The sequence below is a fragment of the Arenimonas daejeonensis genome (assembly GCF_007993735.1).
Classification (GTDB): Bacteria; Pseudomonadota; Gammaproteobacteria; order Xanthomonadales; family Xanthomonadaceae; genus Arenimonas; species Arenimonas daejeonensis.
The window spans coordinates 2,084,195-2,099,360 of sequence record NZ_CP042453.1 but is presented as its reverse complement, the minus strand read 5'-3'; the positions used below and the strand labels follow the sequence as shown (position 1 = coordinate 2,099,360).

Annotated in this window: 9 protein-coding genes and 2 pseudogenes; 1 reads left to right on the top strand and 10 read right to left on the bottom strand. The window is 68.4% G+C overall.

What is annotated here, in order from left to right:
* Positions 1–60: 60 nt before the first annotated feature.
* From FRZ33_RS10145 to dapB, 10 genes and pseudogenes are all read right to left on the bottom strand, one after another.
* Positions 61–504, bottom strand: a complete 444-nt coding sequence (locus tag FRZ33_RS10145) for a hypothetical protein (protein ID WP_146909433.1) — start codon at positions 502–504, stop codon at positions 61–63.
* A gap of 33 nt (positions 505–537) precedes the next feature.
* Positions 538–2,276: pseudogene (gene recJ, locus FRZ33_RS10140) on the bottom strand (single-stranded-DNA-specific exonuclease RecJ).
* Positions 2,273–3,193, bottom strand: coding sequence for a phosphoglycerate mutase (locus FRZ33_RS10135; RefSeq protein ID WP_146909432.1), 921 nt, complete (start codon positions 3,191–3,193; stop codon positions 2,273–2,275). The pseudogene recJ and the gene FRZ33_RS10135 overlap by 4 nt, the downstream one beginning before the upstream one ends.
* 9 nt (positions 3,194–3,202) lie before the next feature.
* Positions 3,203–3,681 (bottom strand): annotated as a pseudogene (greA, locus tag FRZ33_RS10130) (transcription elongation factor GreA).
* Entirely contained in the window at positions 3,678–6,920 is a 3,243-nt protein-coding gene (gene carB / locus FRZ33_RS10125; RefSeq protein WP_146910632.1) for a carbamoyl-phosphate synthase large subunit, read from the bottom strand. Before carB ends, greA begins: the two are co-directional and overlap by 4 nt.
* A gap of 1,475 nt (positions 6,921–8,395) precedes the next feature.
* Complete coding sequence (locus FRZ33_RS10120; RefSeq protein ID WP_146909430.1) at positions 8,396–9,007, bottom strand: hypothetical protein; 612 nt, start codon at positions 9,005–9,007, stop codon at positions 8,396–8,398.
* Positions 9,008–9,061: 54 nt separating this feature from the next.
* Positions 9,062–10,348, bottom strand: coding sequence for an alpha/beta hydrolase family protein (locus FRZ33_RS10115; RefSeq protein ID WP_146909428.1), 1,287 nt, complete (start codon positions 10,346–10,348; stop codon positions 9,062–9,064).
* The gene (locus FRZ33_RS10110; RefSeq protein WP_146909427.1) at positions 10,345–10,977 is read right to left on the bottom strand and encodes a hypothetical protein; all 633 of its coding nucleotides are present in this window, start codon (positions 10,975–10,977) and stop codon (positions 10,345–10,347) included. Before FRZ33_RS10110 ends, FRZ33_RS10115 begins: the two co-directional genes overlap by 4 nt.
* A gap of 20 nt (positions 10,978–10,997) precedes the next feature.
* The gene (carA, locus tag FRZ33_RS10105; protein WP_146909426.1) at positions 10,998–12,125 is read right to left on the bottom strand and encodes a glutamine-hydrolyzing carbamoyl-phosphate synthase small subunit; all 1,128 of its coding nucleotides are present in this window, start codon (positions 12,123–12,125) and stop codon (positions 10,998–11,000) included.
* A 153-nt stretch (positions 12,126–12,278) separates the two neighbouring features.
* Positions 12,279–12,989 carry a 4-hydroxy-tetrahydrodipicolinate reductase gene (gene dapB / locus FRZ33_RS10100; RefSeq protein WP_265468773.1) on the bottom strand — a complete coding sequence of 237 codons (711 nt, stop codon included), beginning with the start codon at positions 12,987–12,989 and terminating at the stop codon, positions 12,279–12,281.
* A 103-nt stretch (positions 12,990–13,092) separates the two neighbouring features.
* Between dapB and FRZ33_RS10095 the strand changes: the two genes are divergently transcribed.
* Positions 13,093–14,925: a CHASE2 domain-containing protein gene (locus FRZ33_RS10095; protein ID WP_146909424.1), complete on the top strand. Its 1,833-nt coding sequence runs from the start codon at positions 13,093–13,095 to the stop codon at positions 14,923–14,925.
* The last annotated feature ends 241 nt before the right edge of the window (positions 14,926–15,166 follow it).

Below are 15,166 nucleotides of genomic sequence, written 5' to 3'. Positions count from 1 at the left end.
AGTTGGGCCCGGGAACGTGCGCCTGTCCGGCGTGATTCAAGCTCCCCGGGCACCCCGGGATCAGATGCTCTTGGCGCTGAAGATGCTGCCGTCCCGACTGACGACGCAGCGTCCGCTGCCGGCAGGGGTCCTGACGTCGATGTGGTAGTGGCCGCCGCCGGCATCGATGGTCTGCAGCGCCTCGGCATCCTCGATCCCGTATTTCGTGCCCTCGATGTGGCGCGCCATGCAGGCCCGCCTGGCCGTCTCCAAGGCCGGATCCTGATTGGGGTAATACTGCGCCGCCAGGTTGGCGTGCTTGGACGGTTTGCCGGCCAGGGCGTCCTCGCAACCGGCATTGAACGCCGCGGGATAGCTGTCGTCGCTCTTCCCGCCTGCCTTGCAGGTATCGTAACCGCGGACATATTGGGCCTGGTCGTCGTAGTCGGAGGCCCGCGCCGGCCACGAACCGGCTACGGCAATGCCAAACAGGGAGCCAACAAGCAAGGATTCCCGGAAGTTCATGACGCTCTCCTGGATCAAGTCATGGTCTAACCGCTATATACGCCTGCCATCGGCAGGCTGCCAGTATCGGACCAGCAACTGCACGCTGCGACGGCCGCCCCAGTCATCGGGTTCGAGCTGGTAGGCCAGGTGGATGCGGGACGGCGGCGGAGCCCCGGTCCAGCCACCAAAATGGATCGCGGACAGCGGCACCCCGCCCCGCTCCGGCAACACGCTCATCTTCAGGTGCCGTCCCGCCAGCGGCCGGGCCTGCAGCACGGTGAAAATTCCGTCGAACACCGGCTCGGGGAAACCCTGGCCCCAGGGCCCGGCCAATCGCAGTTGTTCGGCCAGGTCCCGCCCCAGTTCATCGGCCGACAGCTCGCCATCGCTGAGCAGTTCCGAATGCAGCTGCTCCGGCGTGAGCATCGTCGCGACCTGGGCCTGCAGTGCGTCCCGGAACGCCGGAAGCTGGTCGGCCGGAAGACTGAGGCCCGCCGCCATCGCATGGCCGCCGAACCGTTCGACCAGACCGGGCTGGCGGGCGTCCACCGCAGCCAGCGCATCGCGCAGGTGCAGGCCGGGAATCGAACGCCCCGAGCCCTTCAATGTCCGGCTGCCCGGCTCGGACGGCGCGAAGGCGAACACCGGACGGAACAGGCGGTCCTTCAGTCGCGACGCCACCAGGCCGACCACGCCCGGATGCCAGGCTTCGTCATGCAGGCAATAGGCGGAAGGCGGTTCCCCCTCGGGCACCGGCAGCGTGGCGACCAGGGCCTCGGCCGCGTCCACCATCTGCTGCTGCACGTCCTTGCGTTCGGCGTTGATGCGGTCCAGCACCGCCGCAAGATCGTGGGCGCGTGCAGGGTCATCGCAAAGAAGGCACTCGATGCCCAGGGCCATGTCCTCCAGCCGGCCGGCGGCGTTCAGGCGGGGGCGATACCAAAACCGATGTCGCCAGCGGCAAGCGTGGCCAGGTCGCGACCCGCGAGTTCCGCGAGTGCGCGCAGGCCGGGCTGGCACACGCCCTGGCGGATGCGGCGCAGGCCGGCGGAAACGAGCAGCCGGTTGTTGTAGTCCAGCGGCACCAGGTCGGCGACCGTGCCGACCGCGACCAGATCCAGCAGCACCGACAGGTCGGGTTCGCCGGCGGGGAACGCGCCCCGCGCACGCAGGTGCCGGCGCAAAGCCAGCAGCAGGTAGAAGACCACGCCCACTCCGGCCAGCGCCTTGCTGGGGAACGCGTCGCCCGCGAGATTTGGGTTGACGATCACGTCGGCCGGCGGCAGTGATTCGCCCGGCAGATGGTGGTCGGTGACCAGCACCTGCCAGCCGCGCGCCTTGGCCGCGGTGATGCCGGCATGGCAGGCGATGCCGCTGTCCACAGTCAGCACCAGGTCGGGCGCGCGGGCGACCAGGTCCTCGACCAGCGCCGGCGACAGGCCGTAACCATGGGTCACGCGGTGGGGTACCTGATAGCCGACACGGCGCGCACCGAGCAGGCGCAGGCCGCGCACCGCGACCGCGGTGCCGGTGGCGCCGTCGCAGTCGAAGTCGCCGACGACCAGGATGTGGCGGTCTTGCGCGATCGCATCGGCAAGCAGTTCAGCCGCGACCTGCACGCTGCCCAGGGTTTCAGGCGGCAGCAGGTTGGCAAGGCGCAATTCGCCCTGCCCGGGTGTCAGCACACCGCGGGCGGCATAGATGCGCTGCAGGACCGCCGGAATCGAATCGGGCCAAGGGCCGTACGCGGGAACTTCGCGGCGACGGATCCGGATCGGCGCCGCGTTCACGCCAGCGCCGCCAGCGGCCGGCGCCAGAACCGCCACTTCTGGCCGGACCGCAGCGACCAGCGGGTGCCATCGGAGAAATCCAGCCGCACTTCGCGGCCAGCGTGCGTCGCGAGTGCATCCACCAGCGCCGTCGCCACCACGGACCAGTCGCGTTCCCGGCGCAGGTCCAGCAGCAGCTCGTCACGGCCGTAGTCGGTATTGGCGCCTGCCAGTCTGGCCAGGCCCGCGAGCCCGGCCTCGACCGCGGCCACGTGGGGGACGCGGCAACTCACCCGGTCCGGCAGACGGCCGGCACCCCAGAAACACAGGCTGTTCACCGCAGGCTTCCCGGCCTCGATGCGCCGCTCGTTCAGCGGATGGTTGTGCAGCAGGATCTGCGCTTCGTTGAGCAGGGCGCGCCAGCGGCGACCCTCGGGGCCATCGGGCAGGTGCGCGAACAGATCATCGCCCAGGACTTTCTCCGGCGGCGAAAAATCCGGCAGTTTCGCTTCGCGCGGCAAGGCCAGGTACCAGCGCGAGGGCGACGGCGCCGAGATCGGAAAACCGCTGTCGCCGAACAGCGGGCGCAGCGGTGCGACCAGTTCGTCCGCCTCGTCCTGGCTCAGGCCCAGCTCACCGACGGCGAGCACGCGGGCGCCGGTCATGTCGGGACGCACATGCGCCGGGTCGGCGCGCAGCCAGGTGTGCAGGTGCGCATCTTCGGCGTCGATGGCACGGGTGATGGCGGCCATCGGCCAACCGCGCGGCAGCAGGTCGAAGTGGCGAAGCAGCTGGGCACGTTCACCCGCTTCGCCATCGGGCAGGCGGTCGCCGCGGGCCAGTGCCTTCGCGGCACCGTCGCCCAGCGGCTGTCCGGCGAACCGGCGCCGTTCCGGCAACAACAGGGTCAGTACGGGAACGGGTCCGGCTTCGGCCATGTGCCGGCGTCAGCCCTGGTAGCGGACGGCGACGATGTCGTAGTCGCGGTCGCCGGCGGGCGCCTGGATGGTGACGGTGTCGCCTTCGTGCTTGCCGATGAGCGCGCGCGCCAGCGGCGAGGAGATCGAGATCAGGCCGTGTTTGATGTCGGCCTCGAGGTCACCGGGACGATCTGGTAGGTCACCTCGTCGCCCGAATCGCAGTCGGCCAGCTCCACCGTGGCGCCGAACACCACGCGGGTGCCGGCATTGAGGTTGGCGACGTCGATCAGCTGGGCATGCGAGAGCACGAACTCCAGCTCCTGGATGCGGCCTTCGATGAAACCCTGCTGCTCGCGCGCGGCATGGTATTCGGCGTTTTCCTTCAGGTCGCCGTGGGCACGTGCCTCGGCGATCGCGTTGATCACCGCCGGTCGCTTCACCGATTTCAGGTGTTCCAGTTCCTCGCGCAGGCGGGCCGCGCCGGTGACGGTCAGGGGAGCTCTCATCCGTGAAGTTCCTTGTGCAGTTCCTGCAGCGACCATACGCGCGGGTTGCCGCGGGTGTCGGTGGCGCGGATCAGGGCGCGGGCGCCCGGGATCGTGGTGGAGTACGTGACGCGGTGCTGCAGCGCTTCGCGCCGGATCGAGAACGAGTCGGCGATCGCCTGTTTGCCCTCGGTGGTGTTGATGATGTAGTTGATCTCGCCGTTCTTGATCAGGTCGACGATGTGCGGCCGGCCTTCGATCACCTTGTTGATGCGCTCGCAGGCGATACCCTGCTCGCCCAGGAATCTGGCGGTGCCCTCGGTGGCGACCAGGGTGTAGCCGCGCTCGATCAGGTCCCTGGCCACCGGCAGCAACCGCTTCTTGTCTGGGTCGCGCACCGAGACGAAGGCCTTGCCCGGCACCGGCGCCTTGATGTTGGCGGCTTCCTCGGCGCGGCCGAAGGCCTCGGCAAAGGTGCGGCCGACGCCCATGACCTCGCCGGTGGAGCGCATTTCCGGGCCCAGGATCGGATCCACGTTCTGGAACTTGGCGAAGGGAAAGATGGCTTCCTTCACCGAGTAGTAGTCCGGAATGATCTCCTTCGTGGCGCCCTGCTCGGCCAGCGTCCTGCCGGCCATGCAGCGTGCGGCGATCTTGGCCAGCGGGATGCCGATGGCCTTGGAGACGAAGGGCACGGTACGCGAGGCGCGCGGGTTCACTTCCAGCAGGTAGACGATCTCGCTGCCGTCGGCCTCGGTGGTGATGGCGAACTGGGTGTTCATCAGCCCGACCACGTTCAGGGCCTTGGCCAGCTGGGCCACCTGCACGCGCAGCTTGTCCTGCGTCGCGGCCGACAGCGAATACGGCGGCAGCGAGCAGGACGAGTCGCCGGAGTGCACGCCGGCTTCCTCGATGTGTTCCATGATGCCGCCGATCAGCACCTTGCCGTCCTTGTCGGCGATCACGTCCACGTCCACCTCGACCGCGTTGTCGAGGAAACGGTCCAGCAGCACCGGCGAGTCGTTCGAGACCTGCACCGCCTCGCGGATGTAGCGCGACAGGTCGGCGTCGGAATACACCACTTCCATGGCGCGGCCACCGAGCACGTAGCTCGGGCGCACGACCAGCGGATAGCCGATCTCGTTGGCCAGGGCGATCGCCTGCTCGGCGTTGCGGGCAGTGCGGTTGGGCGGCTGGATCAGGCCCAGCTGCTCGACCAGCTTCTGGAAACGCTCGCGATCCTCAGCCAGGTCGATGGAATCGGGCGAGGTACCGATGATCGGCACGCCGGCGGCCTCCAGCGCGCGCGACAGCTTGAGCGGCGTCTGGCCGCCGTACTGCACGATCACGCCCTTGGGCTTCTCGACGTCCACGATCTCCAACACGTCTTCCAGGGTCACCGGCTCGAAGTAGAGGCGGTCGGAGGTGTCGTAGTCGGTGGACACGGTCTCGGGGTTGCAGTTGACCATGATGGTTTCGTAACCATCCTCGCGCAGCGCCAGCGAGGCATGCACGCAGCAGTAGTCGAACTCGATGCCCTGGCCGATGCGGTTCGGGCCGCCGCCGAGCACGATGATCTTGTCGCGGCCGGTCGGTTCGGCCTCGCACTCGTCCTCGTAGGTCGAATACAGGTAGGCGGTGGAGGTGGCGAACTCGGCGGCGCAGCTGTCCACGCGCTTGTAGACCGGGCGCACGCCGAAGGCGCGGCGCAGGGCGCGCACCGCCGACTCGTCGGTGCCGACCAGTTGGGCCAGGCGCGCGTCGGCGAAGCCCATGCGCTTGAGCTCGCGCAGGCGCACGGCGTCGAGGCCGGCCAGGCCAGCGGCGGCCACGTCCTTCTCGGCGGCGATGATTTCCTCGATCTGGTCCAGGAACCAGGGGTCGATGAAGCTCAGACCGAACACGTCCTCGACGCTCAGGCCAGCGCGGAAAGCTTCGGCCACCTGGAACAGGCGCTCGGGGCCCGGCTCCTTCAGTTCACGCTTGATGCGCAGCAGGCCTTCCTCGCCCTGGGTCGCGGCGCCGGTCGGGTCGAAACCGACCTTGCCGATCTCCAGGCCGCGCAGGGCCTTCTGCAGCGACTCCTGGAAGCTGCGGCCGATCGCCATCACCTCGCCGACCGACTTCATCTGGGTGGTCAGGCGGGCGTCGGCGGCCGGGAACTTCTCGAAGGCGAAGCGCGGAATCTTGGTGACGACGTAATCGATCGTCGGTTCGAACGACGCCGGCGTGGCGCCGCCGGTAATGTCGTTGCGCAGTTCGTCCAGCGTATAGCCGACGGCGAGCTTGGCGGCGATCTTGGCGATCGGGAAGCCGGTGGCCTTGGACGCCAGCGCCGAGCTGCGCGACACGCGCGGGTTCATCTCGATCACGACCACGCGGCCGTTCTGGGCATTGATGCCGAACTGCACGTTGGAACCGCCGGTATCCACGCCGATCTTGCGCAGCACCGCGATCGAGGCGTCGCGCAGGCGCTGGTATTCCTTGTCGGTCAACGTCTGCGCCGGCGCGACGGTGATGCTGTCGCCGGTGTGAACGCCCATCGGGTCGAGGTTCTCGATCGAGCAGACGATGATGCAGTTGTCGGCGGTGTCGCGCACCACCTCCATCTCGAATTCCTTCCAGCCCAGCACCGATTCCTCGACCAGCACTTCACTGGTCGGCGACAGTTCGAGGCCGCGGGTGACGATCTCGACCAGTTCCTCGCGGTTGTAGGCGATGCCGCCACCGCTGCCGCCCAGGGTGAACGACGGGCGGATGATGGTCGGGTAACCGACCGTGGCCTGGATGCGGATGGCCTCATCGAGCGAACGCGCGACCTCGGCCTTCGGGCATTCCAGCCCGATCTCCTTCATCGCCACGCGGAACAGCTCGCGATCCTCGGCCATGCGGATGGCTTCGCGCGAAGCACCGATCAGCTCGACGCCGTACTTCTCCAGCACGCCGTTGTCGGCCAGGTCCAGGGCGCAGTTGAGCGCGGTCTGGCCGCCCATGGTCGGCAGCAGCGCGTCGGGTTTTTCCTTGGCGATGATGCGTTCGACCGTGGCCGGGTTGATCGGCTCGATATAGACCGCGTCGGCCATCTCCGGGTCGGTCATGATCGTGGCGGGGTTGGAGTTCACCAGGATCACCCGGTAACCCTCGTCACGCAGGGCCTTGCAGGCCTGGGCGCCGGAGTAGTCGAACTCGCAGGCCTGACCGATGACGATCGGACCGGCGCCGATGATCAGGATGCTCTTGATGTCACTGCGCTTGGGCATTGTCTTGCGATTCCGGTGTTGCGGTGATGGGCGGCGCCAGGCGGACCTTGACGATGTTGTACTTGGGCATCGAGAGCGGAAACCGCCCTCTTCCGGGGACAGCTTGACCACGATGCTGATCGAGCTGGCGCCGGTGAGCACCCCGCGGCGCACGGTGCCCAGGTTGGTGGTGATTTCGACTTCCTGGCCGATGTGGTTCGGCAGGTCGTCGTAGGTGAGTTCGGTACCGGGGGCCAGGCCGGCGGCAGCGGCATCGGCGGTTTCGCCCTCCGCGGGCACGGCGTTCTCCGCACCCGTGTCGATTTCCGGTGCAGCCGGCGTCGTGGCATCGGCCCCCTCGGCGGGCACGGCGACGATGTCCGCCGGCGCGGCCGCGTACTGGTCGGCGGCCAGGAACACCAGCGGCGCGGCGAAGTTGTCGTTGTGCTTGACGGTGGCGTCGACGAACAGGCTCATGCTGTCCAGCCCGACGTCCTGCAACTGCGCCAGCGGACCCGGCCGCAGGGGCCGCGCCTGGATGGCGAGCTTGCCGCCGCTGCGCACGAAACCGGCATAGGCCTGGTCCATGGCCGCGCCGGGCACCAGCCCCTCGGCGGCATAGAGGGCGCGCACGGCCGCGAGGTGGTGCTCGATGAAATCATCCTTCGCCAAACCCAGCTTGTCGGCGCAATAGGCGTTCCGGCGCGCGCCGAAACCCTTGTCCTCGACCACGAAGTTCAGCGATTCGAAGCCGGCCATGGCCAGCCGCATGCCCGGGCCGCCATCGGCACCCAGGCTGAGATTGATGTCGCCTGCGACCGATGCCTGGTCGGGCGTGTCGGCCTCGACCTTCACGCGCAGGTTGCTGGCGCCACCGTATTCCATCAGCACGGAAAAACTTCCGGCGGCATCGCGCAGGCCAAGGGCGTTGGCGACCTCCAGGCTCATCTGCGGTTCGCAGCCGGCCAGGTCGAACGGGAACAGCACGTGCCCGCCCACCATCGCCGCCTGCAGCGCCTCCGGCGGGCCATCGACTCCGACCGAGTCCAGGCTGAAGCCGAACCGCGACGGGATCCCTTCCGGCACACCCAATACCGCGCTGCGAACCACCCACCACAGCCCCGGCGTGCGCAGTACCGCGCGTTCAGCGGTCAGCGTGACGGGCGGCAACGGCGAGCCGGGCTTCGGACGCACGACCAGCTGGCGCAGACCGACGTCGCCATTGAGACCCAGCACGGTGCTGCCCCGACGGATGTCCAGGTAGGGGCTCAGCGACTCGACCTGGCGATCGATGGCGACGCCCGTCCGCCACCACAACACGCCATAGACCAGTGCCAGCGGCAACAGCACACGGCTGGACAGCCAGAACGCGGCCGCACCGACGCGTGATCCGCCGCGTTTGCGGCGCGTATGGGTCTTGCTGGCCATTCAGGATTTCCAGGTGTCGCGCATGTCGTGACTCACTGTCTCGAGTGGTGGGCGCCGGCGGGCGCCGTTCAATCCTTCCCGCCCGGAAGGTCGACGCCGCAGGTCTCCATCGCCGTTTTCATCAGGGTCACCGCCATGGCGGTGCCCATCTCCTCTCCAGCCTTCTCGTTCGCTTCCATGCTGGATTCCTGGTTGAGGCGGTCGCCCACGCCGGCCAGCTCGCGCAACTCGCGGTACTGCACCTCGCCGAAGAAGACCTCGAAGGACCTGATCTGGTCCTTCGTGGCACCCGCCAGCACGGCATCCGGGTCCGCCTCGGTTCCGTTGCTCTCGGCTTCGGCACCGGCGAGCACCAGCTTTCCGAACAGTTCGGCCGCGCCGCTTTCCAGCAATTCGATATCGTCCTCGAGCCGCGCCGCCCGGGTGTCGGCGTAGCGGGACACGCGGGCGTGGGTGAAACGGCGATAACCGGGCGAGGACAGCTCATCCCGCAGGCAGGCCAGTTCAGGCGCACTGACCTGGACGTCCAGGCCCTGCGCCGGCCAGGCCGGATCGCGGCCCGCTGCCTCGTCGAGCAGCCTGCCGAAGGGCATCAGCACGACCAGCGCATCGGTCAGGCGATCGACCTGCGCGTCCAGACCGGCGGGCGACGCCGCCACGACAGGACCCGCCGCCAGCACAAGGCTGGCGGCAAGGCAGAGCTTCCGGAGGGAGTGCGTGGACATGGTCGTGGCTCAGGGCGCGCCGGCGGCCGGCTTGGCCGGACCGATGTACTTGCCCAGGAACTTCTCCATCGCGGTGTAGAGGTCGACCTGGTTCTGGTAGTCGTAGAAGCCGTGGCCTTCCTTGTCCTCGACGATGGTCACTTCCGGCGGCTTGCCGGCTTCGGTCAGGCGATCCTTCAGGATGTCGTACTGCGACATCGGCACGCGTTCGTCCTTGGCGCCCTGCACCAGCATCACCGGGATGTTGATCTTGTCGATGTTGAACGCGGGCGACTGCGCCTGCTGTTCGGCCAGCGTCTCCGGCATGACCCGCTTGAGGAAATTGCGGCCGGACTCCTCTTCGGGAATATCACCGTCCTTGAACATCAGCGGCAGGCTGTACACGCCGACGTAGCCGATCGTGCACTTGTACTTGGTCGGCTCGCGCACGACGGTCTGCAGCGCGGCATAACCGCCGTAGGACGCGCCGTAGGTGCAGATGCGGTTGCGGTCGGCGATGCCCTCTTCGATGGCCCAGTCCACCGCGTCGGTCATGTCGTTGATCATGGTGGTACCCCAGTTGCGGTAGCCCATGCTCTCGAACGCGTTGCCGTAACCGCCCGAACCGCGGAAGTTGATCTGCAGCACCGCGTAGCCGCGGTTGGCCAGGAACTGTACTTCCGGGTTGAAGCCCCACTGGTCGCGCGGGCCGTGCGGGCCGCCGTGCGGGTGCAGGATCAACGGCAGGTTCTTGCCCTCGCTGAAGCGCGGGATGGTGATGTAGCCGTGCAGCTTGGTGCCGTCGCGCGCGATCACGGTGATCGGCTCCATCGGCGACATCTGGTCGGGCTTGATCCACTCCATGGCCGAAAGCAGGAACTTGGCCTGCCCGGTCTTGCGGTCGAACAGGTAGAAGGAACCCGGGTCAACGTCGCTGTAGGCGCGGAACAGGATGAAGCGGCCGTCGCGGCTGATGCCGCCGAAGCTGACGGCACGGTCCGGGAAGGCATTGATCAGGCCGGCGTAGACCACCGATTCCGGGTGGGTCTTGTTGACGAAGTTGTAGCCCGGCATGCCGTCCATGTAGCTGACGGCGAGCAGGTTGCGTTCGTCGCTGCTGGACAGCCAGCCGTTGGGGTCGACGTTCGGGTTGGAGCTGACCAGGGTTTCGTTCCTGGCCTCGTCTTCCGGGTCGACCAGGACCAGCCGCTCCGGCTCGCCCTTCTCGCTGGCGGTGACATACACACGCTTGTTCTCGGCGTCGAAGCCCCAGGGCGTGCGCGTGGCGCCGCCCATCTCGGCGCGGTGGATCGTCACCTGGAATCGCCCTTGCGGCGCAGGGTGACGGCCTCGTTGTTCTCTTCCTGGCCGTAGGCGTAACGCACCTTGCCCTCATGGTCGAGCACGAAGGTGCCGAAGCGGATCGGCGCGGTGGCGACGGTGCGGACCTGCCCGTTGTACACGTTCATGCTCGACAGGAAGGCCGAGTCGATCGAGCGGGACACGAGGATGTTCCTGGGATCATCCCAGGTCATGTCCTCGATCATGTAGAAGCCACCGTTCGGGATGTCGATGCGCTTGGTGCCATCGACATTGCTGGCATACACGTCGGGCGTGCCGACGCGCGCGTCGAAGCGACCGACCTTGCGCGAGACGAACATCAGGAATCGCTCGTCGTTGACCCAACGCACGCGGTCGATGTGCTTCTTCTCGCCGTAGTCCCACTTGCCGACCAGGGACATGTCGGCGACGCGGAAGGCGGCCAGCACGGTGCGGTCGCCCTGCGGCACCGACACGGTGATGAACTCACCGGAGGGCGACAGCGACACGCTGGTGAATTCGGGATCCTTGAAGAAGTCCCCGAGCGGGACTTCCACCGCCTGGACGGCGGCGGGCGTGGCGACAACAAGACTCAATGCAAGGGCGAAACGGCGCAGCATCTTCATTTTCTATCTTCCCCAAGATTTCAATGGTTTTCCGACATCATCGTTATGAACTTGCCGAACAGGCCCGAGACGTCGTGCGGACCTGGACTCGCTTCCGGATGGCCCTGGAAGCTGTAGGCCGGGGCATCGGTCAATTCGATGCCCTGGTTGGAACCGTCGAACAGCGAGCGGTGCGTGACCCGCACGTTCGCCGGCAACGTGCCTTCGTCCACGGCGAAACCGTGGTTCTGGCTGGTGATCATGACCCGCTTGCTGGCGAGGTCGATCACCGGATGGTTGGCACCGTGGTGCCCGAATTTCATCTTCAGCGTCTTCGCGCCCGCGGCCAGGCCCAGCAGCTGGTGGCCCAGGCAAATGCCGAAAACCGGCACCTTCGCGGCCAGGAACTCGCGGATGGCGGCGATGGCGTAGTCGCAGGGCTCCGGGTCGCCCGGGCCGTTGGACAGGAAGATGCCGTCGGGCTTTTCCGCCAGCACCTGCGCCGCCGGCGTCTGCGCCGGCACCACGGTGATGCGGCAGCCGCGTTCGGCCAGCATGCGCAGGATGTTGCGCTTGACGCCGAAGTCGTAGGCGACCACGTGGAAACGCGGCTCGACCCGTCGGAAGGCATTGGCGTCGAGGTCGAGTTCGCCCTCGGTCCAGCTGTAGCGCTCGCGCGTGCAGACTTCCTTGGCCAGGTCCATGCCCTTGAGGCCCGGGAACTTGCGGGCGGCCTCGATGGCGTGTTCGGCATCGAGGCCCTCGCCCGCCACCAGGCAGCCGTTCTGGGCGCCGCGGTCGCGCAGCAGGCGGGTCAGCTTGCGCGTATCCAGGCCGGCAATCGCGACCACGCCGCGTGCGGCCAGCCATTCCGGCAGGGCCACCTGGCTGCGCCAGTTGCTGGGGCGGCGCGGCACGTCGCGCACGATCAGGCCGGCGGCCCAGACGCGTTCGGCCTCGTCGTCCTGGGCGGTCATGCCGGTATTGCCGATGTGCGGATAGGTCAGGGTGACCATCTGCCGGGCGTAGGACGGGTCGGTCAGCACTTCCTGGTAGCCAGTCATGGCGGTGTTGAACACCACCTCGCCGACGCTGGTGCCGGGCGCGCCTACGGAAACGCCCTCGAACACGGTGCCGTCTTCGAGCGCGAGGATTGCGGGTTGGGTCACGGAAAATCGCCTTGCGATGGGGGAACCCGGTTCGCTGGGTGTGCGAGCACCCGCGGACAGGTCGAAACCGTGTCCGTACGGGAGGGGGTTCAGGCGAGCCGGAATTTTAGCGGCAAGGGGAGGAAAAGGGAAACGCCGCGCTTGAAGCCGGACTCAGCCGGCCTTCCCCAGCAGCAGGGCACCAAAGTCGTAACGGCCCGGGGCGCGCCCGGCCAGCCGCAGCGCGGCTTCCAGCGCGCCGCGGGCGAAAATGTCGCGGTTCGTGGCGCGGTGCACCAGCTCCAGGCGCTCGCCCGGGCCGCTGAGCTGCACGGTGTGTTCGCCGACGATGTCGCCCGCGCGCAGGCTGGCGTAATGCGGTGCCTGGCCCTTTCCGGCCTCGACGGCAGCCCCCAGGTGCAGGGCCGTGCCCGAAGGCGCGTCCTTCTTGTGGATGTGGTGGGCTTCGACCACGTCGGCGTCCCAGCCCGGCAGGGCCGTGGCGGCCTGGCGCACCAGTTCGGCCAGCACGGCGACCCCGGCGCTGAAATTCGGGGCCCAGAGCACCGGGATCCGGGCGGCGGCCGCGTCCAGCGCCGCGGTCTGGGCCGGCGCCAGCCCGGTGGTGCCGCTGACCAGGGCCACGCCACGCGCCAGGCACAGCGCCAGAAGCGGGTCGAAGGCCCCGGGCAGGCTGAAATCCACCGCGACATCGAACGCCGGCACCTCGGCCAGGCGCGTCGCCGGCAGCACGGGCACCGCCCCGGCTTCGGCCAGGGAGTCGCCACGGGAGCTCACGGCAGCCACCACCACCAGGTCGGAACGGTCGGCGGCCAGGCGCAGCAGGGCACGGCCCATGCGGCCGCTGGCACCGTGGATGAGCAGTCGGGGATCGCGTGCTGATTCATCGCCCGGACGCTAGCGGAAACCGCCCCGCGCTGGCAAACCGCTAGACTCCGGCCGACGCCGTCCCGCCGCCAGGAGCTGCATGGCCAACAAGACCCGCACCCCGGTCCGACTTCCGCTGCTGGCCCTGGCGCTGGTGGCGCTGGCCCTGCAGATTTCGGGTTATCTCGACCGCGCCGACGACGCGCTGGCCGACGTGATGCTGGCGCGGCACGCGCAATCGCGCACGCCACCGGACGACATCGTCGTGGTGGCGATCGACCAGAAGAGCCTGGAAGACCTGAATCAGATCGCGGGCTCCTGGCCCTGGCCGCGCGCGATCCACGGCGAACTGATCGACGGACTGGCGCGCTGGCGGCCGAGCGCGGTGGCCTTCGACGTTCTGTTCAACGAGGCCGATGCCTTTCGTCCCGACAGCGACGCGGTGTTCCGCGAGATCGCCAAGGGCCAGGACAATCTCTTCTTCCCTTCCCTGCGCATGCCCGACGGCAATCCAGTCCCGCTCAAGCTGCTGCCCGCGAGTTTCGGCGCCGAACGTGGCCCGGCAGCCGCCGACGATGCCGCAGTGCCGCTGCTGGTGCCGCTGGTGCTGGACATGGCGAGCTGGCAGGGCGGCCTGATCAACTTCGAGGCCGATGCCGACGGCACCGGCCGGCATGCGCGGCTGTGGCATGACGTCGACGGCTGGCGCCTTCCCGGCCTGTCCGCCAACATCGCGCGCCATACCGGCGGCACCCTGCCGGAACAGGAGCGCGTGCGCCTGAAATGGTTCGGCCGCGAACCCCGCACCATTCCCTACGGCGACCTGCTGGACGACCTGGGCCAGGCCGAGCCGAAGATCGCGCCCACGCTGGCCGGCAAGATCGTGATCGTCGGCGCCACCGCGCCCGGCCTGAACGACCTGCGCCCCACCCCACTGGCGGCGCTGACGCCGGGCGTGCACGTGCTGACCACCGCGCTGGCCAACCTGCGCGCCGGCGACTGGCTGCGCGACCTGCACCTGCGCTGGCCGTTGCTGGCACTGCTGGTGGCCGGCCTGGTGGCGGGATTCCTGCGCCGCAAACGCAGCCCGCTGGTGATCGGCCTGTGGCTGGCGGCCATCAGCCTGGCCTGCGTGGCCGGCGCGTATGGCGCCTACGACTACAACCTGCATGCACCGGTCGGCGCCGCGCTGATGCTGGCCTGGCTGGGCTTCGGCCTGCTGACGATCGAAGCGCACCGGCAGGAACGGCGCGAACGCGAGGCCACCATCGGCATCTTCGGGCGTTTCCTCGACCCGCGCGTGGTGCAGACCCTGGTCGAGACCGGCGAACTCAGCCGCGACCGCAAGCCCGAGGCGCGCGAGATCTCGATCCTGTTCTCCGACATCCGCGGCTTCACCACTCTTTCGGAAACCCGCACGCCGGAAGCGGTGGTGGACCTGCTCAACCGCTACTTCAGCCGCCAGGTGGACGTGATCTTCCGCAACGGCGGCACGCTGGACAAGTTCATCGGTGACGCGATCATGGCCTTCTGGAACGCGCCCACCGACACCCCGGCGCATGCGCAGCAGGCAGTCGCGGCGGCGATTGAGATGACCCTGGCGCTGGACGACTTCAAGCGTGAGCTCGCCGCCCGCGGCGAGGGCCTGGGCGATTTCGACGTCGGCATCGGCGTGCACACCGGGCCGGCCGTGGTCGGTTTCCTTGGCAGCGACTCGCGGATGGAGTACACCGCCATCGGCGATACCGTGAACCTGGCCAGCCGCATCGAAGGCACCACCAAGGGCGTGGCCCGGGTGCTGGTCTCGGACGCGACCCGTGCCGCCTGCGGCGAAACCGGCCGCTTCCGCTTCGTCCACCGCGGCCAGTTCCACGTCAAGGGCCGCGAACAGCCCGTGGACCTGTACGAACCCATGCTCCAACCCGTTTCGTGATCCAGGAGGAACCCGAGATGCGCCATTCCCGCCCACCCCGCTTCACCCGCCGGCACGTGCTCGTGCTGGCGCTCGCCGCCGCGCTCGCGGGCGGCGCCGTCTTCGCCGAGACCGGCACCGTGCTCAAGGCCACCGAGGTCCGCAACGAGCCGCTGGGCTCGGCCGAGGTGCTGGCCAAACTGGCCGCGAAGGAGACCGTCGAGATCACCGCCCGCCAGGGTGCCTGGGCCGGCGTCACCAC